Genomic DNA, 18480 nt, shown 5'->3' with positions numbered 1-18480 from the left:
GTTTCTACCATCTAAACCTCCAACCGACTCTGAGCTTCGTTATAGTAGCCCCGAATCACCCTGATAAAGCTGATAGTAGACAGGTCATCGTTGAAATTGTTGTGTACGAATCCGTCCGGCAATGTAGATTCGATTGTATTCACGCGCACTTTCAGGTTCGAGACATCCGCTTTCAACACAGCCAGCTCCGCGTAAGCATCTGCAATCCCCTGCTCCCAACGGTTAATGTGGTATTCGGTAACCGGATCATCGTGTTTCCAGTCCGTTTTCGCTACATAGGACACTTACACCCCTCCTCTCACTTCGATAACAAAGGATAAATTTATGATCTGCGCCCCGTTCATTTCAATGTTTCCTGTCTTCTCAGCAACGACGGCTCCAGTTCTGGTCCTCAACTTTGCACTCGTGATTACTGGCACGCTAGCGACATGTTGGGCAGATACTTGTAATGTAATTCCGTCTTTTATGCCTGCAATCGGATGCGAAGCAATCTCCACAGCTTGTACAGGCACTGAAACTGAGCCGTTTATCAAAATGTCGCCGCCCGACACCCTAGCCAGCAAGTCATTCCGGACGGTTTGAAGATAGCTTGGCAAGATCATTTCACGACCTCCTCGTAACGCTTGATTGGTGTCATCCCTACACGAAATTCACTGACCTTGTGGTACTCCTTAATCCCAACCACTAAGACATCTCGCAGCACGATCTTCTCCGACACAACTGGTTCAAAAGCGACTCCATTACAATGAACTGGCCTGATTCTCTCAACAGCTTGAACTGCATTCTTTGTATCGAATCGATCCTCAATCGGGTAGACGTACCGAATCACCTTTTTGCCGTAATCCTCGACCATCTGGACATGCTTGAATGACGAGGAACTCAAACCAATTGCACGCAGCACGCTTGGGGTAAATCCAAGATACGACCAGTGTTTTTGCTGGATATTCTTTCGCCGTTCCTCCACGCTAAGCAATTGCTTTCTTCCGAAATAAATCCAATCCCAGACATCCAGCCCCCAGGTAGCTGACCATGGGCTAAACTGCTGTAAGATGTCCTCACGCTGCAAATTGAAAGCATCTACAACTGTCCCTGAGCCTTCAAAGTGATATTCCGCCACTTCATTCTCGTACCATTGCGGCGGCAGCATCCGCCGATAGCGTTCTGGAATCATGTTGTCACCGCCATGGTTAGGGTCGATACAGAGTCAGCAGGCACCGTCAAATTCAATTCCGCGCCGTTTAAGGTGTAGCCTGAGAAGTCTATTACACCATCCACGAAAAAGAGCGCTCCTATCTGCTGGTACACGATCTGAGAACGCCCTTTTAGGTAGGTTTTGATTTGCGTAGTAATTTGGTCTTTGACCTTCTCGAATTCCGCATCTGGTCGCAAAGCAAGTTTTACAGCGATAGTCACCGGATAAACGTTCGCTGGCAGTACCTGCAAGTCGTGCAAGGCCCTTCGTTTGTCTTCCAGTTTCGTCCGTACACTCGTAGCCAGTTCCTGCCCGGCAGGATTGCCTGTCAGGTCTGTGATATACACGTCGATAGATAGATCATGCCGCGTCTTCTCAATAGCAACGGCTCCTCCTACCCCATCTACATTTCGTGCCCACCGCTCGTAGTCTTGGCGTCTGCCGTCTCCCTCTTCTGTACGAGCTCGATCAATTAAGCGCTGCCGATATGCGTCGTCTGTCTCCGCCTCATTGCGAGATAAGCCGAAGAATACGCCTGTTGCATCTAAAAACTCTCCATCCGCCCAGGGGAGAAAACGCTGGAGAAAACCGTACTCAAATAACTGCTGCTGATCGCTGATTTCCTCTGCGATCGGATAGCCGAGGTCATAAAAGATTTCTCCCTCTTCCGTCGCTGGTGGCGTCTCTCCACGCTTTTGCGCTATCAATGCCATCCGATTTGCCATCCGCTGATAAATCTGATCCGGGGTTTCCCTGAGAATCGGCATTTCTGGTTTGTCTAACGTTGCCATGTATTCACCTCCGTCCTAGTTGTCCCTCTCGTGCCCTCAATTTCGAGCGAAAAAATGATCCGGTTGTTCTCAAACCGAATGTCTACCACTTCCGCACGCTCAACCTCACTGTGAGCCTCTAGCGCCTCTTGTGCTTGCGTCTTAATCGCTGGCAGCGAAATGCCCGAGCCCATCCTTCCTGTCTCGTATAGAAAGTCTACGCCGTATCTTTCCGAGTAAATCTCGTACCGGAAACGACGCGTATTCAGGATTTTCTTTGCTGTCTCTTCCAGGTACTCTGCATAGGTGGTCGTCCGCAAATAGCGACCATCTGGCCCTTGCTGCAATTGTTTTGTGGTCCAGTCGAATTTGTATGTCCACGGAATTGGGTTATCTGGAGATTGAACCAGTTGTGTTTCGTCTCCGTTCAGCTCTGGAAACATTACTCCACCACCCCAAGCAGGAGGTATTGCTCGTTGTTGCATCGCAACAGGGCTACTTTTTTGCCCACATCTTCTGGCTTTAACTGGGCAGAACGCAATGCCGACAACTCATACGGTTCCAAGGGTGTCGGGTCCTCGTCGAGCTTTACAGACAAGGGTGAGAGCGACAAAAGCTTGCCGAATTCCCCTTGCGTATTCTCGATGCCGTCCTGTGCGTGCCCTCGCAATTTTGCAATGACTGAATGCATCCCTTACGTCCTCCTTTCCAATTGGAGATCCATTGTGTATTGACCGCCTTGCCAGCGCGCTTGGCAACTGGTGACGATCCAATCCGTGATGGTTTTATTATCTTTTTCCATGATTTTGATGAGCCAGCCCGCACGTAACCTAGCGGCATTTTCATCCTCGTGCTTGACCGAAATGGAGCGTGTCTTGGGGATTTTGGACAACTCTGCGAGTTGCTTAGCTGCCAATCCAGCTACGTTTTTGTCTTCACCTGCATCGATGATTTTTTGCATGCGTCCGAGTTGTTTGACCAGATTATCGTTAGATTTCGTTGCACTACTTACCACTCGATCATCCCGGTAGCGTTCTGCTGTCACGACGGTGTATACATCCTCGATGCTCTCACCCGTTGAGCCGCTCGTGAGCAGGCTCGCTTTGAACATAGGGATGATACTGTTTTTCCCCTCGGGGAGTACCGTCAGCTTGTCACGCTGGTATTGCACGAAATAGCGGATGCCTGTCTTTTCATAAGCTTGCTCGGTCAGCGAACTAAAGAGAGACGTGTATGATTGGGATGAGATTCTCTCCTTAATCGTGAAACCAAAGGAAGGGCAGCTAAAATTGATACCTGCCGACTTGATGATTCGTGCAAGCTCTGTCCCTGCGTCTCCGTCCAGCTTGAGTCTGGAGATTTCGTTTTTTTGCAAATACCAGCCAAGCTCGTATGCTGTTGCGGATAAGTCGCCTGTCCGATCGTCGCGATCAAAGCGAACCAACGGGCCATGAAAAAGCTGCTGGGATTCTTTTAGCTCTGCACCTGCAAAGAGCATCAAAAAACCCGCCGATTGTAGCGGCGGGCCTTCCTTGATTCTCACATCGCAATTTTGCGCGATTTGTCCCCTGGCAGAGGACCAGGACAACTCGGTAACGGCTGGGGTCAGGTCATAGCGGGTCTGTTCTTTTCCGTAAATGACTTTCATTTCATCTGCCCTCCGTTACATTCTGTTTTCTCTTTCTAGCTTTTCGTTAATCTCTCTTTTCCTGTCTTCCAATCTTTTGCTGTCTATTCGTGGGGCCGCTTGCTGCTTTTGTGTCTTCTTTGCTACCTTCCCGCTCGTATTCGGACGAGCTGGCTGCTGTCGAGTGATGACCGCACCCGGGGATAGAAGCTGCGTCTGATTGCTCCACGTAATGAATTCATCTTTGACAAACAACGGTAGCTCAATCGAGCCGTGAAAATCGACGTTTTTTCCAAGAAATTTTCCGTCGCATGGCCCAATGAGCACATTCCAAGCCAGATCAAGTTCGTCAATAGTCAAAAGTGCTTCTGAACCCGTTAAGCGATCCAAGCCAGCAAGCCACTGTCTGGGACCTTGATAGCCCTGTACCTCGACGTAGGGAGCCGTACTGTCTCCGGGTAATACGAAGTCAAAGGAAATGGACTTTGGACGTCTGGAAGAGATGCGGTTGCCGGACAATAACGTGATTGATGTTGTACTCTCGATGTCGTTGCCATAGCCACGAAACTGGATTTCCGCAGGTGTAACCGGAAACGTCAGCCTATATTTTCCTTGTAGACGGATCATGTCGTTACCCCTCCCCTCGTCTCTAGTGCATCCAGCAGCGAGCGTTCGATGATGTCTTTGATGCGTTGGGCGACAGACGGGTCACTGAGCATCTTCAGCATGGTCGGTATATCCTGTAGCACGCCCTGTACGTGTAAAGGTATCGAAATTTGCGGAATGGTGATAGAGACAGGCTGCGATTTTACTGGATCGTTGCTTACAGGTGAGAGATTGGGAATAGGAGGACCAGCTGGTATTGGTGGTTGCATCGTTGCAGATTTTGCAGGAGTCTCGCCCTGCCACCACGACTTGATCCCGTCGTATAAGGCTCCACCCGCAAACGATCCTCCCATACCGCCAATCACCCCACCTACGACACCACCAATTGCTGTGCCAAGCCCAGGTAACACCGAACCAATAGCTGCTCCTGTAGCCGCTCCCGCTGCTGCCCCTCCCCAGCCACCAAGTGCTTCTGCTCCCACTTGTGCTGCAGTATCCAACTTGTTCTCTGAACCTGCAATAGCCGTGACGCCTAGTAAAGTTCCGAGAAGAGGCACCCTTCTGAGCCCTCCTTTGAGCATGCTTTTCCAGCCACCCTTGCTTGCGGCTTTGCCAGTCTCCGCTAGATTGCCGCCACTATCTGGTCCAGGTTGGTTACCTGCCGGAGACGTAGATGGGGCGCTGTTCTTGCTTTTTTCTTCTGTTTTGGCGGTTTCGCGTTGAGAACCACCAATAACAGTATCAGGTGTGTGCCCTGCTGTAGAAGCAGTTGGAGAAGCGTTTCGGCGCTTGCCGTCAGCTTTGGTCCCTTCTCCTAGCCCACCCCCAGTATCCGAACTAGGCTTATTGCCTCCTTGAGAGCTACCAGAAGCACCTTTTTTCTTAGATTTACTTTTAAAAGAAGGTCTCATTGTTGTCTTGCCATCACAACAACAGCAGCAGCCTTTGTTCCCACCTGCCCCCAAATTGCCTTTATTAGGGGCAAGCGATGAGTTCTCGTTGGAAGCAGATTTCTCTTTTTTTCTGCCGAAAAAATCTCGTGTTGTGGTCAATAGACCTTTCATGGACGTAACTGTACTGGCAAGCATGACACCAAGCGTAGAAAGTGCTGCAAAAGCACCGCCTACATAAACCGCAGCGAGCCTTGCCTCTGGGGACCAAGTGTTAAACCAGTTAAAGAATCCCGCGGTCACATTCGAAATCGTTACAGCTACTCCAGACAAATCACTAGCAATCTGTGTGACCGCGTCCATTGCTGCATTCTTCGCTGTGTTTTGCGCTTGCATCATCTTCATGAACTCATTCTTATTGACAGCGGCATCATAAGCCAACTGTGTCTCGGATGCATTCACTTTCGAACCAGTCGCACCTGTAGCAATTTTCTTTATTTCTTCCAAGCTGGACGATAACTGCACCCCGCCACTGCCTACTAAAGCCGTCATAATATCTTGTTGTTTAGTTGGATTTTTCGGATCGTTCTTCATCAACGATGTGGACATCAGTACTTTTGCTAAGGCAATGTTCTGAGCGTCTTTATCTCCGGTCGAGAGAGCTGTTGTTAACCTTTTCGCCTCTTCTTCGGCTCTGGTCTTTGCTTCTTCCACGCTCATACCTTGTTTCTTATATTCGGTCTGGAATTGGCTAGTCAATGCTCCTTTAGCGGTTAACTGCTTCAGCGCACCTTCGCGTAGAATACTAAATGACTTTGTATCATTCAAAACCTTCCCCATGGCCTCAAAACTCGTCGCCATTTGTTCAGGTGTTTTGAGGAAATTGCCCTTCTGAGCATTCAGTTCCGCCATCGCCTCTACGAACTTGAGGTTGACACTCGCCCCACCATTATTGCTCATATGCTGAAGTGCATTCGCTAGTTGTTCTGCATTTTGTGTTTGAGTAGATGCCCCCATCGCAGCCATCATCTTCACGGTGTCATCTGGAGCAAATTTGGTCGTAACATTGAGCAGTGCTGCTTGCTTGGCGTATTGTGCACCATTGTCAGCATTGGCCAGCTCACCTTTGGAAATAAGATCCATTGCCTTAGAAAGGCTCATGTATGGATTGAGCGTGGTCATTTGTTTTGCAGTCTCTTCAAATTCCCTGATTTTATCTTCGGATTTCCCGCTAGCAGCATATAACGCACGCTCTCTAGCGACTAACTTCGCTTCGTCTGTTACTGACGCCATACTAGCTCCCAAGGCTACCCCTGTAACCAAGCCTCCAAGCCCGACAAGTTCTTTTTTCACTTCGCCCAGCTTGCTCATCATGTCTTTGAACTCAATCTTCGGCTTCGCAGTCACCTTGTCCAGTTTCTGTGTTTCCTCACGCAGCTTTCGCATGTCCTGTTGCATCTGGGACATACCACCTGAGAACTCTCTTGCCATCTTTTGCATCTCTTTACTGGTTTCGCCCATGGCCTTCGTGAGCTTTTCGGTCTCCTTGACCATATTGCTCATTTCCTTGCGAGCCTCTTTTAATCTCGCTTTTTCAGTTGCCATTCTTTCACCCCCTGTCTCTCCTTACTGTCTCTCTCCACCCAGCAAAACCCGAAAAAAGCCGGGAGACCTACCCCCCAGCTCTTTCCTCGTCCTCTGCCTCAATCATCTGACAAGCAAAAATAAACAGCTTCTGCTTGTACAAATCGACTTCGTACTCGAGTAGATCCGACGGGCGGCCCCTGCCTTTTAAAAAGGCGCGGCAAATATGCCAGGCCTCGCCGTCAGATCGGATTAGTTTTTTGCTTCTTCAATGGCTTCTTCTTCCGTCTGGGTTGCATTGACTTCACGGACCGCATTGAGCAGCTTGGTGTAGCCATCTGGATTGTCGCGGAAAATTTTCTCGACGAGCTCGTACTTGGTGCCGACCTTGTACGCTTTCTTCAGCTCTTCCTGATTCCAAGGGAAATCGTGCTCGGTGGCTTTCACCAGACGGGCATCGTTGTACAGGAACCAATCCGTTTTCTCGCCTTTGTCAGCCATTCGCTCGCACTCGCGCAGCTCGGACAAATTCAGTTGACGAACCTTCCATTCGTCACCGTCGATGGTTACGGTGATTTCTTTTCGCGGAGCTTGTTCATTGGCTTTGGCCAAAAATTTCTCGAGTTTGTTTTTGTTCATATTCAAGCACTCTCCTATTCAGTGTAGGTTGGCAATTCATCGAGGTAGTCCGGCTTTTCGATGGACATCCCTTTCAGGTCATATGTCGCGTGATCGTTGCCGTCTGCTTTGGCTTCCCACAGCGTAATTTCGTCTGGGTTCAGAACGATGTTGGAGATGCGGACGCGTTCGGAGTTGCCCGCCTCCTTGTCCAGTGTCTCGCCGATCAGGAATGGGAGGACTGGGGTCTTGCCTTGAGTCAATTGATCGACGCAGTAGTATTTGAGCGCAGCGTTGGTTGCGGTAATTTTCAATGTCACTTCTACATGCCAGTCGTTGACGGTCTGGATTTTCCCTTTTTGCAGGCGGTTCGTGTCGCCGTACTCTACCTTGAGAACCATTTTTCCTTCCAAGGTACCGAAGATCGGGTCTCCGTTTTCATCGTAAATTTGGCAGTTCTTCAGTTTAATATCGCGTGCAATAGCCAATTACAGCACCTCCCAGTCAATGTCAAAGTATTCGATGGCATCAAGCGGTTTCGCAGACAAGAGGAAGCCACGGCGATCCCCGATGCCGTTCTTTTGATCCGTAAACGTCCAGCCAGTATCAATCGCGCCTTGCTGCTCGCGGACGGTCATGTACGCGTTGACGGCAGAGACAAATACCGCGCCGCCCAAATCGTTGTTAGCGAGCTTGCCTTTGTATTTCTTGCCGACTTGGCTGATGTCGTTGACGATCTGATCCAGCGTCATGCTGACACGGATTTTGCCGTAGTCCTCGCGCTCATGCGTACCCAGAACAGCCAGTGTATTGACGGCGCTCTCGATGATGTACACATCGCCGTCGCGGGTTGCGATCAGCGTACCAGAGCCGAGTGCACTCAAAATATCGGTGTGGCCCCAATCCTTGAGCGCTTTTTTCAACGGAACGACGACGGCTGTCAGCGATTCATGCGCAGGTGTCGCGGCGATCATACCCGCTACCCATGCGGCCCACTCCAGGCTGCCATATACTTTTCCGTTGTTGTGCTGACCAGCAATGGCACTATTGACGACAAAACGGGCATTTTGCGCCACAGAGCGCTCGATGTGCTTCGCCATGTTCTCGTCATCCGCCGCCTTGCCGCCGATCACCAGCGTGCTGAGCTTCTTATTTTGCATGCGACGATCGCTCATGAATTGCTTCGCTGCCGCTTGTACAGCCGCATCGTCAAAAGGCAGATACATCGTGTCAAAATCAGCACCGGACACAGCCATGAACAGCTTAGTCGAGTCAGCTGGGGCAAGCGCTACTGTGCCACTTTTCGCTCCTGTTAGCGCTGTTTCTGGCACAATTGTAACGACAGTCTCGCCCAGTTTTTTCACACGCACATAGTTGGATTGGCTCGTTTTCGCTGCCAGCTCATTCGCATCCGCAAACGAAAACTTCTCAGTTTGCAGCGGGCCTGTTACCTGGAGTTCTTTTTTACCTGGCTCGGACGTTGAGGACGCGATGGCAACCTTCAACTCGTTACCTACCAAACCTGGATACAGAGCCTCGACTCTGATCGCATCCGCTTGCTCATACGCTGCTTTTTGGGCTGTGCCATTCGTCATGCGGTATGCGAGAATTGTCGCGCCGCCTTCTGCTGCCAATTCTACGGTATCGACCTTGCCAAACGTCTGCGCTAGTCGCTCCTCAAAGCTCCCCAGCTTGACGAGCTCATCTGTCGCACCCCACTCTGCTTGGTACGGCACCAATACGACACCGCTCTTTGGTACTACACGTTCTTTTGCTTTTGCGATCAGTTCGACCGTTACACCCGGACGTTCACGTTGAATGGTCATGCTTACACCCCGCCTTTGTATTTGGTCAGTCGGCTCTTCACTTGTCCTTCTGCCAGTTCTTGATTATCTTCTTCAGAAAAAAGAGCACCTGCTACCTCGAACCGTTCGGCTCCAAGGTAAGCGGCGCTCTTGATCCACTCTTGTTTGGTTTGCACAAGCTCTGAGGCCTGTGCTTGTTGTTCTTTACGTGCCACTATGATCGGACCCCCTCTACATCAAATTCGTTGATTTTGTCTGTAACTGCTCTCTGTACCGCCACGTTGTAGGTGAACTGGAACGCGATTTCCGTCCGGTCCTTTTTATCCCGCCAAATACGCAAGGTGGAGCTGTCGATCTCGATGGACAATCCAGACGTCTTGCCTTGATAGCTAAATTGCCTTTGGCGAAGAAGCTCACGCAGCGGCTCAGCTGAAAGCGGCTGATAGACATCTGCTACCTTTGGATAGTGGAGGACGATGGCTGCTTCTGAGACCACCTGATAGGAAGTGAGGCTTCTTCCTTCTTCACGGACCCCTTGCGTCAAAAGAAACGCGATAGGCGGCTGAAATCGCTGCGCCATCCAGTCGTCCACATTCACAACAGTAGCCAGCTCTGGATACGCTTCATTTACTAGTTCAATGAGAACGGCTAGCTCACGATCCATCCAGCTTCCACCTCCCATACTTGCGGTATTCTCTTCTGTCTTCGTCACATGTCTCTTCCCCCCACTATTTCACTTCATTTGGCAAGGCATCCACGGCAAATGCCCGCCGAGCAAGGAGCAAGTAGCCTATAGCTTTAAACTCGCAACATCGTGTGGCGCCAATCGCCATTTTCCCTGCTCGCCGGACAGTTGAGTCGTCGGCGTACATAAAAAGCCACCCGACAGCTTCATCGGATGGCTCGTATCTCTCTTACTTGTTTCGCTTGACTCAAGTATAACCCATTCGGAGGAAAAACCGGGAAAATGACCCTATGTGTCAGGTAGTGTCAACCTTTGTCAGTCTCAACATGCTTGCGAAAATGAAAAGAAGCTGTCTTCATCAGACAGCTTCTCAGAGTGTTGAGAAAGTCCCCTTTCGCAAAAAAGGGGGCTTTTTGGGCCATTTTAGGGGGTACAAATATGTCTCCCCACCTTCGTAAAACGCCTTAGAAGCGAATCTAGAAGGTCAAAATTTTTCATCTAAATCCGAGAAATCCAGACTGGGGGTTTCTCGACAGCCTGAGAAGCTGTCTTCATCAGACAGCTTCTCGTCTATCGCGGGGTGCTTTGTTTCCATTATCCAGTCTGCTGTGCCTGGTCGCCATACATCGCCCATGCCATCTTCATCACGGCACTGCGCTTGATTTCATAATACCGCTGTCGGGACACACCGATTTCTTTGGCAATCAGATTGTTCTTATCGCCATCCAGCAAAGCTTCGACTACCAATCGCTCTTGCTCCCCCGGAATCGTCTCTACCGCTTGGTTGATTCGCTCGATTTTATCCTGCAAATTTTGCAGCCTCTTCCACTTTCGCTCCCTGCGCGCAACCTCCGCATGCGTCCTATCTCCGGTGGTGCCCTTTCCTTTTGGCATGCCTGAATCTAATCCGTACTGAGAGACCATTCCTTCCCCCGCCTCGCGCAAAAAACGCTGGATGCGTATGATCTCGATCTGCATGTAATTGTAGTCGCGGATTTCTTCCTCGGCTTTTTGTAGAAAATCTACGATGGGTGCTTGCTCACCCAAGCGGACGAAGCCTTCTTTTCTAGCGGATACTGTCTTTTGCTGCCCTTTTGCCTTTTGATCCCGCATGTACTTATCCCACTCCGGGCAAGAATCGATTTTTCCTACGTGTTTATCATGAACCTGGCAATGTGATTTCTTTCCCCAACACGTTGCCGGACACACCTCGCATACTGCTTCCATGAAAATATTTTTGCTGATCAAGGCATTATTCCCCCTCGGTCATATATATGAAGTCCGTATGATTGCTTAACGGTTTTCGTTGACTCTTGCGCCTTTTCTTACTCTTTGAGACAAACCGATCTGTCCGATAATGACTCCGATCAATAAGACTGCTGCTCCGATTAATGCTGCTTCTATCATTTCGTACGTATCTCCTTTGCATCGTCATTTTCTTGTATAATGAAAGGGGGCAAAGAGGATACTCACCAGTTGTATTCTTTGCCCCAAGCAATTAATGGGGATTCCGATCGTCAGTCGGAGTCTCCTTTTTTTGTTCCAGCTGCTCTTTCTTTTTCTCTTTGTTTGCCTTTAATTGCAGGTTGAACAGATTATTAATCCGAATCTGCAAATCTACCTGCTTAAACGTGACGATTAAAGCAAGGAAGCACACGACAACCGCGAGAACCTGAACGTAATCAATCGTCATCATAGCATCACTTCTCCACTGCGGATCGCTTCGAGCATCGCCGTTTTCATTTCTTGCATGCTCTCTTCACGAGGTAGTTTGATAAAGGAAGCAAGGTACTCCATGTCGGGAAGCAGAAAGTCGAGGATCGTCAGTACAGCCCGATTATCTCCTGACTGTGCTTTTTGGAGGGTCAGGCTGAACGAGTCAGCTTCTCGGCCAATTGGCGCAAATATTTGTTTTTGCATTTACTCACTCCTTGTCTGGTCATATTCAGTTTTTTGGCTACCTGTTCTTCTGTCATTCCTTGAATAACGACTTGCTTGATAATGATCCGAGCTTTTTCTGGGAGTTGCATCAACACCTCCTGAACATACAGGTCCGACAGGTTCTCCTCGATCTCTTCCGTTCCCCGCATCTCCTCTTTGATCACCGTCTCCCTGTACAAACGCTTCTTGGCGGCGTACTGCAATCGCCACGCAATTCTCTTGAGCACTTTTCTGCAATGCTCTTTCAACTGCTCATCTGTCATATGCTTCACCTTCTGTTTTTTTCGAACATCCAACCGCAAAACAGGAACACTTGTTCTCTTTGTAGTACAAGTATCTCATACTATGGTAATAAGTTCAAGTTCTTTCCACCAGATTTTTGGAGATGATTTTTCCGGTTGATCCACTGCATAACTTTCAAAGAAGACATCAAAAAACACGATCCCAAGTGGAGATCGTGCCTGTGTAGAAGTATAAAATTTTCCTTACACAACTGATGTCCCTACTCCACAAAAGTACATAATTCTCATACTTTTTGGGTTTATCTGCCCATCACGCAAGAAACATCTTAAATGAAAAAGGACCTTTTAAAAAATAAAAAAGCAAGCCCCTCTCGCATTCACAACAGAAGAGCTAGCTTGCTTTTCTATCTTTCGCACTCTTTTAATCCCAAATATTCGGACGTTCAACACCCATCGTGCGCATATAATCTAGCAGTTGACCGGTATGTACCGACTCATGATAGGCGATTCGCAACAACATATCTCCAAGCGTGCGGACATAGCCTACATCGGATCGATCGATGCGGACACTCTCTAAGTCGCCCTTGGACAACCCTTTAACAAAGCGGAGAAATTCTTCTCGATACGGCTTCGCAAAGGCCAAATCATCTTCTACGGTCGAAAAGTCTTTGGTTTCATACGGATTGGGGATAGTAGACAGAGCGGCGCTTCCCCGTTGGATCAAAATCTGGTGATACAAAAACTCACCCTCGATGACATGGCGAATCATTTCCCCGCACGTGAACGCTTTATCGTCAGGCTTCCAGTTCAGCATTTCTTTAGGAATTGCCTTCCAAACTTTGATGCTTCTACGTCTTACTTCCTCAAAATTTAAGATTAAGAGATCATTTTCGTTCATGCCATTCTCCCCTTTCCGTCAGCTCGTCCTAGATTTTTTGATAGAGATCACATGTCGCTACGTGATCATTGACCATACCGACTGCTTGCATAAAGGCGTAGCAAATGGTTGAACCGACAAACGTAAAACCGCGCTTTTTCAGGTCCTTGCTCAGCTTGTCGCTGATTTCGGTAGACGCAGGCACATCCTTCATTTCCTGAAAATGATTATGGATCGGCTTCCCGCCTACAAACGACCAAATATAGCTGCTAAAGGACCCAAACTCCTCCACAATCCGCAAATACGCGTGGGCGTTCTTCACGACGCCGCGAATCTTTAGCCTGTTTCGAACGATGCCTTCGTCTGTCAGCAATTGCTCGATCTTGGCTTCATCGTATTGAACGATTTTCTCTGCCTCGAAGTTATCAAACGCTCTTCGATAATTTTCCCGCTTCTTCAAGATCGTGTACCAGCTCAGCCCGGCTTGAGCTCCTTCCAAATTCAAATATTCAAAGAGCAAACGATCTACATAGACAGGAACTCCCCACTCGTGATCGTGATAATCCATATAGATAGGGTCCTGATTCACCCAGCCGCACCGATTCATGGCAAGAAACCTCCTCTACACAATACGAACATATATTCTTATATAAAGAATATACAATCATTGGCTATTCTGCAAGTTTTTCTTCACAAAAAAAGACCTCAACAATATGAGGTCTCCCTGCAATCAAGCTGTTAAAATAATTGGCTTCCCCTTCGTTATAACGATGGTGTGCTCGTATTGAGCTACATAACTCTTATCAGGCGTAATAAGCGCCCAACCGTCCCTGCCATCGTCCACATATTCCGTCCCCGTTGAAATAAATGTTTCAACCGCCAACACGAGACCTTCTGTGAGCAAGCGTCTATCCTTTTTGTCATAGTAATTCAAAATGTAAGCAGGCTCTTCATGCAAGCTTTTGCCGATGCCATGACCCGTAAGATTTTTGACGACTGTAAAGCCTTTTTTCCTGGCCTCTTGGTGAACAATGCGACCTATCTGGCTTAGCTTCGATCCCGCCTTCGCCGCATCCAATGCCTTATACAGCGACTCCTCGGCGCATTGGCATAAGGATTGCTTCTCAGCCTCGCCTTCCCCTACCACGATAGAAGCACCTGTATCGGCAAAATATCCATCCAGCTCTGCCGAGACATCAATATTGATGATATCGCCATTTTTCAGGACAGTATCATCAGGGATGCCATGCGCAACAATGTGATTGACACTGATGCATGTATGACCTGGAAAATCATAGGTGATATTCGGTGCAGACCGCGCTCCGTACTTTGCCAAGATCTCTCCACCAATCTGGTCGAGTTCTTTTGTAGTCACACCTGCTCGCACGGCCCTAATCATCGTCTCTCTTGCCTCTGCCACAATACTACCGATCCGTTTCAAGCACAGCAAATCATGTTCATTTTGAATCGACACGTGTCTCCCTCCTTTTCGCATATACCAGTATTTCCTTGACTCATTTCTTCATTTGAACATTTTTCTTCGCCAATCGCAACCGAAGCAAAAACAAAGAACCCCAGAAGCGTCCTCTGCGGCTCTTATCTTACGAAGCTATGCTGGATTCCATGCATACATTCCTTGTGCTGTTGTCGACTGCTTTTGAATAAACCCGATGGAGATTCGGTTAAATTCTTCCGGCTGATCGACATTGACGACATGACCGCAGTCAGCGACTAGACTCAACTGTGCAAATTGTCTTTTTTTCACACGCATCTGGACGAACGGCAAAAACATATGGTCTTCGTCTCCCATAATGAACAAGGTAGGGATGGGAGGCTCTTTATCAAAGAGGGTTCCTAGGAATCGATTAATGCCTTTTGTTAGCTTGAACCATCTCTTGAATTCTTTTTGACAAAGCTTTTTGGCTTCGTGGATAAACAAGGAGCGCGATTCTTTATGACGCTTACTCGGCATGATCACCCATGCAAACAGTCGATACAGCCACATGTACGGGATAAAATGTTTGACCATATTCCCCAGCGTGATCAGCACCTGTGATCGAACGTTTAAGTGCGTCACAGCTCCTGCCAACACCATAGAGCGCATTCTCTCCGGGGCCTGCTCCGAAATAATCTGCACAATGATCGTCCCCAAGGAAATCCCCACAAAATGGGTGGAAGCGATTTTTAAATGATCCAAAACCTCAATAATATCTCTGCTGACATCATCAAAGGTGTATGTTTTGAACAGCTTGCCTGGGACGTTCTTAGATTTTCCGTGACCACGCATATCTACTAGAAGAACATTGAAATTCTCTTTGTATGCCTTGAGTTGTTTACACCAAATCGATGAGCTGCCCCCTGCCCCATGGACAAAAGTCACCCATTCGCAATCTTCACCACGTATGTATGTCTTATAATGGATCACTAATATCCCCCCACCAGTATTATATAGGAGGGATGTCCCAGGTGAAAGGATTACCATAATATTGAAATTTTTGTGTACATAGAGGCATATCATTTCACCCCAGTCTCTCTACCAAAAACCAAACGACATTGGAAATGAGTAAAGACTGTCCGATTCCAAAACTGAACCCTGTGAAAAATCGCAGCATGTTATTGCTTGTTCGCCACTTCCAGTGTTGGGTAAAGCCATCAATCAGCATTGGAAATAAAAGGAATCCAATCAAATAGTAAGAGGTCTCGATATGCATCCCTGCAAAAACAGGCGCCAACAGGTATCCAGCTAGTATCGAAACACATCTGGCACATAGCGGCATTTTCTTACCACCGATATAAAAGGAACGATCTGATCGCCGATGGCAGGGAATCCACTGTGTATTGATCTTCATCCACTCCCTCAATCTGGCTTGCAATCGCAATCACAATCTGGTGCATCACAATCTGGACAATCGACTGGAAGATAGTTGCAATCTGGCGAACAATTTTTACGCTTTTTCCGGTTTGTTGAATAATAGAGAATCATGCTAATCAAAACAAGAAGGCCTAGTATAATCAAGACTCCTCCTGTTACATAATCCCCTTGATACAGAAATACGCCTCCCGCTATCCATGCGATCATGCAAAGCGTTAATCCAACAAAAAACAGATACATCCTCTCCCCTCTTTTCTTTCTACGTCAAAGAGTATCTGCAGTTTCACTGTGCGTTATGATCGGGGGTGAAATTGGTTTGTAATGGCGTCCAAATATTTATAACGCTCTCTCCCTGTGTATTTGAGCCCATAAACAGGGAACGGAACAGGAGCTTTGTCCCTTCTACCTATACTTCTGTTCTCAACTTGCACATACTCTAGCTCCACTTCCCGCAGGCTTAAGAAACTTTTCGCTGCTTCGCGAGTAGACACACAAGAGGCTGGATCGGGAATCTCCTTGTTTTTGCGTACATCATGCTTGTAAAAACCCGTTACCTGTCCTGTCCAAGGATTCACTTTTACGGAGTACATTCGGCTTGTTAGAACAATCCCTTGTCGGCGCTCATAGAAGTAATAGGTATTTCCGGTACCGCGTAAATAAAAAAGCTCAAAATAGTGAAGCTCATTAATTCCCTTCTCGATGTATTTCTCCAAAAAGCTCTTTGCAATTTGCAACGCATCGTACTCTGATAGCCGTGGCGTTTTATACTCCTTTTTTTGATTAACCGTAAAGGCAAGTAACTCGTTGGTCGTTCGATTGAGTGTAACGCATACAAAATCAGGATCATACATGGTTTCAGCGTCTTCATCTTCTGGTAATGGCCAGTAATAATGGATAGTAGGAGGCCAGTCAGGCTGTGAAGCAGCGTCAACGAATCTGAAATAACCACTCCTTGGATAAAAAGTTACTCCATCCTCATTCGGAGTCACGACTGTCGCTCTTTCAATCTCTGAGTGAGTTACATCTATTTGAAAATGTTCCTTCACCCACAACTCGATCTCCTGAATGTCTGCGAAAAAAATAGATTCCCCTTGGGCAAATACTGGAATGACCTCTGAGTGGTTTTCTAAAGTTTTTCTGCTCCCTATAACCGACTTTCCAATTTGTCCTGTCTCCGCATGAATGACGACGTACTCTAGTGGTGCCTCATCAGGGATATACTTGAGCCTCCCTTCCTCCTGTTCATCGAATGTGAGCATCATGTTTTTCTCCAATAAAGCAATGTACGCTTGTTCCGCCTCTTCCTTTGTTATCACTTCTGGCTTGGAAGGTTTATTTTTGCGATCAAAATCGTGATATCCGCGATAATAGATGCCTACAAAATTTCCCCACTCATCCAAAGCTATTCGCAGATGTACTCCTGATAGCGGAATCCCATGAAAAACATAACGATAATACAGCTCCCATTGTTTTTTCTCACGATACTCACTCAGGTTCGCTACATGGTCTCTCACCATCTCTTTCAGATGATCCCCGTATAATTTTTCCGCCACTTCTATCGCTCGCTCAGTTGCTGACTCGGCATCGATCCTCTCACCAAAAACAATCGACTCTTCGTATGTTCTATCCAAGTCGAACTCCATCACATATCCCGTTTCTTTGTCTATTTCCAGTTCTGTACGATCATGACCTATTTTTATCTCGCAAGTTCTCCATGCATCATCCGTTCTGATTTGCACAGGAGATATTTCACGCAAACCAGGAAACAAACCAAACCATCTCTCCATCGTCCCCCGAACCGCTTCTGTCGGATATGCAATCATCAATCTCCCTCCCGATCCCGAACGAAAAAACCGTCAATGCAGACACTGACGGCTTTCTCTATTTGAATACTAAATCTTAATCATCATCACCATCATCAAGATCATCGTCGTCGGTGTCATTGGTGTTCTTGTCATCACTTGAAGATTTATCGGCCGGAGCACTGCCATTTTTATCAACTGGTGTCAGATCATCATCGTCATCATCGGTAGAGCTATTGTCGATGGTCGTAGTCGAGAGCACTTTTCCGGTAATAGCATGTATGCGTACATCTACCGTTTTGGAGTCTTTTATCGTGATCACCCGATAGACTGCCCCACTCTTTGTCTCGATTAAATCAACATCATCGATCTTGCCGCCACTTGTTCTTTCTGTCGCAATCTGTTTCGCTTGCTGTTCGGTAATTTTGGTCTGTGGCTGCACTGGTGGTTTCGAGCTTTGATTCGGTTTCGGCTGCTGTGTTTGGGTTTGGGTTGTAGCTGGCTGTTGTTTACCTGGCGCAACCGTCCCCGTACCTACTGGCTTGGTGGCGTTGCCTGAAGCATCCTTCCCGCCGTTATTCGGTTGCGGCGCTGTACTGGCTGTCGGATTTGAACCCGGCTGCGTTGGATTCGCCGCCGTTTCGTTTGCCTTCGGCTGCGCAGTGGCTGCGACCAATGAGAGCTCCTTCAAATCAATAATTTCGCCCGTATATGCATTCACCATCACACTATATGTTCCGCGCTCATTGAGGAGTTGGAGATTGTAAATGCTGTTTTCTCCTACATCCGTCATGGAGATCGATTCAATCTTCCCCGGGTAGCGGGCCGTCACGATCTGTTTGACTTCCTCCGCTGACAATGACTGCAAATCCATGCTCGCGAAGATCCGTTGCATGCCAAATGCCGTAGTGACCAACAGAAAACTCGCCAGCAGCCCTATTTTCCATTTTTTATTCATACGTACCTCCT

The 18480-nt window shown here is 47.9% G+C and carries 25 protein-coding genes; all 25 read right to left on the bottom strand.

What is annotated here, in order from left to right; all coding sequences use genetic code 11:
• Positions 1 to 11: 11 nt before the first annotated feature.
• Positions 12 to 284: a hypothetical protein gene (locus HP399_RS04825; protein ID WP_173616795.1), complete on the bottom strand. Its 273-nt coding sequence runs from the start codon at positions 282 to 284 to the stop codon at positions 12 to 14.
• Positions 285 to 602: a hypothetical protein gene (locus tag HP399_RS04820; protein ID WP_173616796.1), complete on the bottom strand. Its 318-nt coding sequence runs from the start codon at positions 600 to 602 to the stop codon at positions 285 to 287.
• Positions 599 to 1171 (bottom strand): hypothetical protein, encoded by a 573-nt coding sequence (locus HP399_RS04815; protein WP_173616797.1) that lies wholly within the window; start codon positions 1169 to 1171, stop codon positions 599 to 601. The genes HP399_RS04820 and HP399_RS04815 overlap by 4 nt, the downstream gene beginning before the upstream one ends.
• On the bottom strand, positions 1168 to 1983 hold the full coding sequence (locus tag HP399_RS04810) for a baseplate J/gp47 family protein (protein ID WP_173616798.1): 816 nt from the start codon (positions 1981 to 1983) through the stop codon (positions 1168 to 1170). The genes HP399_RS04815 and HP399_RS04810 overlap by 4 nt, the downstream gene beginning before the upstream one ends.
• Positions 1971 to 2405 (bottom strand): DUF2634 domain-containing protein, encoded by a 435-nt coding sequence (locus HP399_RS04805; protein ID WP_173616799.1) that lies wholly within the window; start codon positions 2403 to 2405, stop codon positions 1971 to 1973. The genes HP399_RS04810 and HP399_RS04805 overlap by 13 nt, the downstream gene beginning before the upstream one ends.
• Entirely contained in the window at positions 2405 to 2653 is a 249-nt protein-coding gene (locus HP399_RS04800) for a hypothetical protein (protein WP_007727547.1), read from the bottom strand. Before HP399_RS04800 ends, HP399_RS04805 begins: the two co-directional genes overlap by 1 nt.
• A 3-nt stretch (positions 2654 to 2656) precedes the next feature.
• On the bottom strand, positions 2657 to 3610 hold the full coding sequence (locus HP399_RS04795; RefSeq protein WP_173616800.1) for an XkdQ/YqbQ family protein: 954 nt from the start codon (positions 3608 to 3610) through the stop codon (positions 2657 to 2659).
• Positions 3611 to 3625: 15 nt separating this feature from the next.
• Positions 3626 to 4216: a hypothetical protein gene (locus tag HP399_RS04790; RefSeq protein ID WP_173616801.1), complete on the bottom strand. Its 591-nt coding sequence runs from the start codon at positions 4214 to 4216 to the stop codon at positions 3626 to 3628.
• The gene (locus HP399_RS04785) at positions 4213 to 6690 is read right to left on the bottom strand and encodes a phage tail tape measure protein (protein WP_228088445.1); all 2478 of its coding nucleotides are present in this window, start codon (positions 6688 to 6690) and stop codon (positions 4213 to 4215) included. Before HP399_RS04785 ends, HP399_RS04790 begins: the two co-directional genes overlap by 4 nt.
• 231 nt (positions 6691 to 6921) lie before the next feature.
• Positions 6922 to 7308 (bottom strand): phage tail assembly chaperone, encoded by a 387-nt coding sequence (locus HP399_RS04780; RefSeq protein ID WP_173616802.1) that lies wholly within the window; start codon positions 7306 to 7308, stop codon positions 6922 to 6924.
• Positions 7309 to 7322: 14 nt separating this feature from the next.
• A complete protein-coding gene (locus HP399_RS04775; protein ID WP_007723453.1) occupies positions 7323 to 7775 on the bottom strand; it encodes a hypothetical protein in 453 nt (150 codons plus the stop codon).
• Positions 7776 to 9113 (bottom strand): phage tail sheath subtilisin-like domain-containing protein, encoded by a 1338-nt coding sequence (locus tag HP399_RS04770; protein ID WP_173616803.1) that lies wholly within the window; start codon positions 9111 to 9113, stop codon positions 7776 to 7778.
• Positions 9114 to 9115: 2 nt separating this feature from the next.
• Positions 9116 to 9307 (bottom strand): hypothetical protein, encoded by a 192-nt coding sequence (locus HP399_RS04765; protein ID WP_173616804.1) that lies wholly within the window; start codon positions 9305 to 9307, stop codon positions 9116 to 9118.
• Entirely contained in the window at positions 9307 to 9804 is a 498-nt protein-coding gene (locus HP399_RS04760; protein WP_228088444.1) for a hypothetical protein, read from the bottom strand. Before HP399_RS04760 ends, HP399_RS04765 begins: the two co-directional genes overlap by 1 nt.
• Before the next feature lie 567 nt (positions 9805 to 10371).
• Entirely contained in the window at positions 10372 to 11025 is a 654-nt protein-coding gene (locus HP399_RS04755) for a hypothetical protein (RefSeq protein ID WP_173616805.1), read from the bottom strand.
• Positions 11026 to 11275: 250 nt separating this feature from the next.
• A complete protein-coding gene (locus tag HP399_RS04750; RefSeq protein WP_017251814.1) occupies positions 11276 to 11473 on the bottom strand; it encodes a hypothetical protein in 198 nt (65 codons plus the stop codon).
• Positions 11470 to 11697 carry a hypothetical protein gene (locus HP399_RS04745; RefSeq protein ID WP_017251813.1) on the bottom strand — a complete coding sequence of 76 codons (228 nt, stop codon included), beginning with the start codon at positions 11695 to 11697 and terminating at the stop codon, positions 11470 to 11472. The genes HP399_RS04750 and HP399_RS04745 overlap by 4 nt, the downstream gene beginning before the upstream one ends.
• Entirely contained in the window at positions 11643 to 11981 is a 339-nt protein-coding gene (locus tag HP399_RS04740; protein ID WP_173616806.1) for an RNA polymerase sigma factor, read from the bottom strand. The genes HP399_RS04745 and HP399_RS04740 overlap by 55 nt, the downstream gene beginning before the upstream one ends.
• 400 nt (positions 11982 to 12381) lie before the next feature.
• Positions 12382 to 12858: a DinB family protein gene (locus HP399_RS04735; protein ID WP_173616807.1), complete on the bottom strand. Its 477-nt coding sequence runs from the start codon at positions 12856 to 12858 to the stop codon at positions 12382 to 12384.
• A gap of 28 nt (positions 12859 to 12886) precedes the next feature.
• A complete protein-coding gene (locus HP399_RS04730) occupies positions 12887 to 13444 on the bottom strand; it encodes a DNA-3-methyladenine glycosylase I (RefSeq protein ID WP_173616808.1) in 558 nt (185 codons plus the stop codon).
• Between the two features lie 123 nt (positions 13445 to 13567).
• Positions 13568 to 14311, bottom strand: coding sequence for a type I methionyl aminopeptidase (gene map, locus HP399_RS04725; protein ID WP_173616809.1), 744 nt, complete (start codon positions 14309 to 14311; stop codon positions 13568 to 13570).
• 135 nt (positions 14312 to 14446) lie between these two features.
• On the bottom strand, positions 14447 to 15262 hold the full coding sequence (locus tag HP399_RS04720) for an alpha/beta fold hydrolase (RefSeq protein ID WP_173616810.1): 816 nt from the start codon (positions 15260 to 15262) through the stop codon (positions 14447 to 14449).
• Between the two features lie 94 nt (positions 15263 to 15356).
• A complete protein-coding gene (locus HP399_RS04715) occupies positions 15357 to 15686 on the bottom strand; it encodes a DUF2085 domain-containing protein (protein ID WP_173616811.1) in 330 nt (109 codons plus the stop codon).
• A gap of 316 nt (positions 15687 to 16002) precedes the next feature.
• Positions 16003 to 17532: a YcdB/YcdC domain-containing protein gene (locus HP399_RS04710; protein WP_173616812.1), complete on the bottom strand. Its 1530-nt coding sequence runs from the start codon at positions 17530 to 17532 to the stop codon at positions 16003 to 16005.
• Between the two features lie 76 nt (positions 17533 to 17608).
• Positions 17609 to 18469 (bottom strand): PepSY domain-containing protein, encoded by an 861-nt coding sequence (locus HP399_RS04705; protein ID WP_173616813.1) that lies wholly within the window; start codon positions 18467 to 18469, stop codon positions 17609 to 17611.
• Positions 18470 to 18480 lie beyond the last annotated feature (11 nt).

It is taken from the genome of Brevibacillus sp. DP1.3A (assembly GCF_013284245.2).
In the GTDB taxonomy this organism is placed as follows: domain Bacteria; phylum Bacillota; class Bacilli; order Brevibacillales; family Brevibacillaceae; genus Brevibacillus.
The sequence above is the reverse complement of the archived record's forward strand: the minus strand, read 5'-3'. Positions and strand labels throughout refer to the sequence as shown.

Coding starts and splice junctions, on each gene's coding strand:
- HP399_RS04820 (WP_173616796.1), bottom strand. CDS start 602: ATGATCTTGCCAAGCTATCTTCAAACCGTCCGGAATGACTTGCTGGCT.
- HP399_RS04815 (WP_173616797.1), bottom strand. CDS start 1,171: ATGATTCCAGAACGCTATCGGCGGATGCTGCCGCCGCAATGGTACGAG.
- HP399_RS04810 (WP_173616798.1), bottom strand. CDS start 1,983: ATGGCAACGTTAGACAAACCAGAAATGCCGATTCTCAGGGAAACCCCG.
- HP399_RS04805 (WP_173616799.1), bottom strand. CDS start 2,405: ATGTTTCCAGAGCTGAACGGAGACGAAACACAACTGGTTCAATCTCCA.
- HP399_RS04800 (WP_007727547.1), bottom strand. CDS start 2,653: ATGCATTCAGTCATTGCAAAATTGCGAGGGCACGCACAGGACGGCATC.
- HP399_RS04795 (WP_173616800.1), bottom strand. CDS start 3,610: ATGAAAGTCATTTACGGAAAAGAACAGACCCGCTATGACCTGACCCCA.
- HP399_RS04790 (WP_173616801.1), bottom strand. CDS start 4,216: ATGATCCGTCTACAAGGAAAATATAGGCTGACGTTTCCGGTTACACCT.
- HP399_RS04785 (WP_228088445.1), bottom strand. CDS start 6,690: ATGGCAACTGAAAAAGCGAGATTAAAAGAGGCTCGCAAGGAAATGAGC.
- HP399_RS04780 (WP_173616802.1), bottom strand. CDS start 7,308: ATGAACAAAAACAAACTCGAGAAATTTTTGGCCAAAGCCAATGAACAA.
- HP399_RS04770 (WP_173616803.1), bottom strand. CDS start 9,113: ATGACCATTCAACGTGAACGTCCGGGTGTAACGGTCGAACTGATCGCA.
- HP399_RS04750 (WP_017251814.1), bottom strand. CDS start 11,473: ATGATGACGATTGATTACGTTCAGGTTCTCGCGGTTGTCGTGTGCTTC.
- HP399_RS04745 (WP_017251813.1), bottom strand. CDS start 11,697: ATGCAAAAACAAATATTTGCGCCAATTGGCCGAGAAGCTGACTCGTTC.
- HP399_RS04740 (WP_173616806.1), bottom strand. CDS start 11,981: ATGACAGATGAGCAGTTGAAAGAGCATTGCAGAAAAGTGCTCAAGAGA.
- HP399_RS04735 (WP_173616807.1), bottom strand. CDS start 12,858: ATGAACGAAAATGATCTCTTAATCTTAAATTTTGAGGAAGTAAGACGT.
- HP399_RS04730 (WP_173616808.1), bottom strand. CDS start 13,444: ATGAATCGGTGCGGCTGGGTGAATCAGGACCCTATCTATATGGATTAT.
- HP399_RS04715 (WP_173616811.1), bottom strand. CDS start 15,686: ATGAAGATCAATACACAGTGGATTCCCTGCCATCGGCGATCAGATCGT.
- HP399_RS04710 (WP_173616812.1), bottom strand. CDS start 17,532: ATGATTGCATATCCGACAGAAGCGGTTCGGGGGACGATGGAGAGATGG.
- HP399_RS04705 (WP_173616813.1), bottom strand. CDS start 18,469: ATGAATAAAAAATGGAAAATAGGGCTGCTGGCGAGTTTTCTGTTGGTC.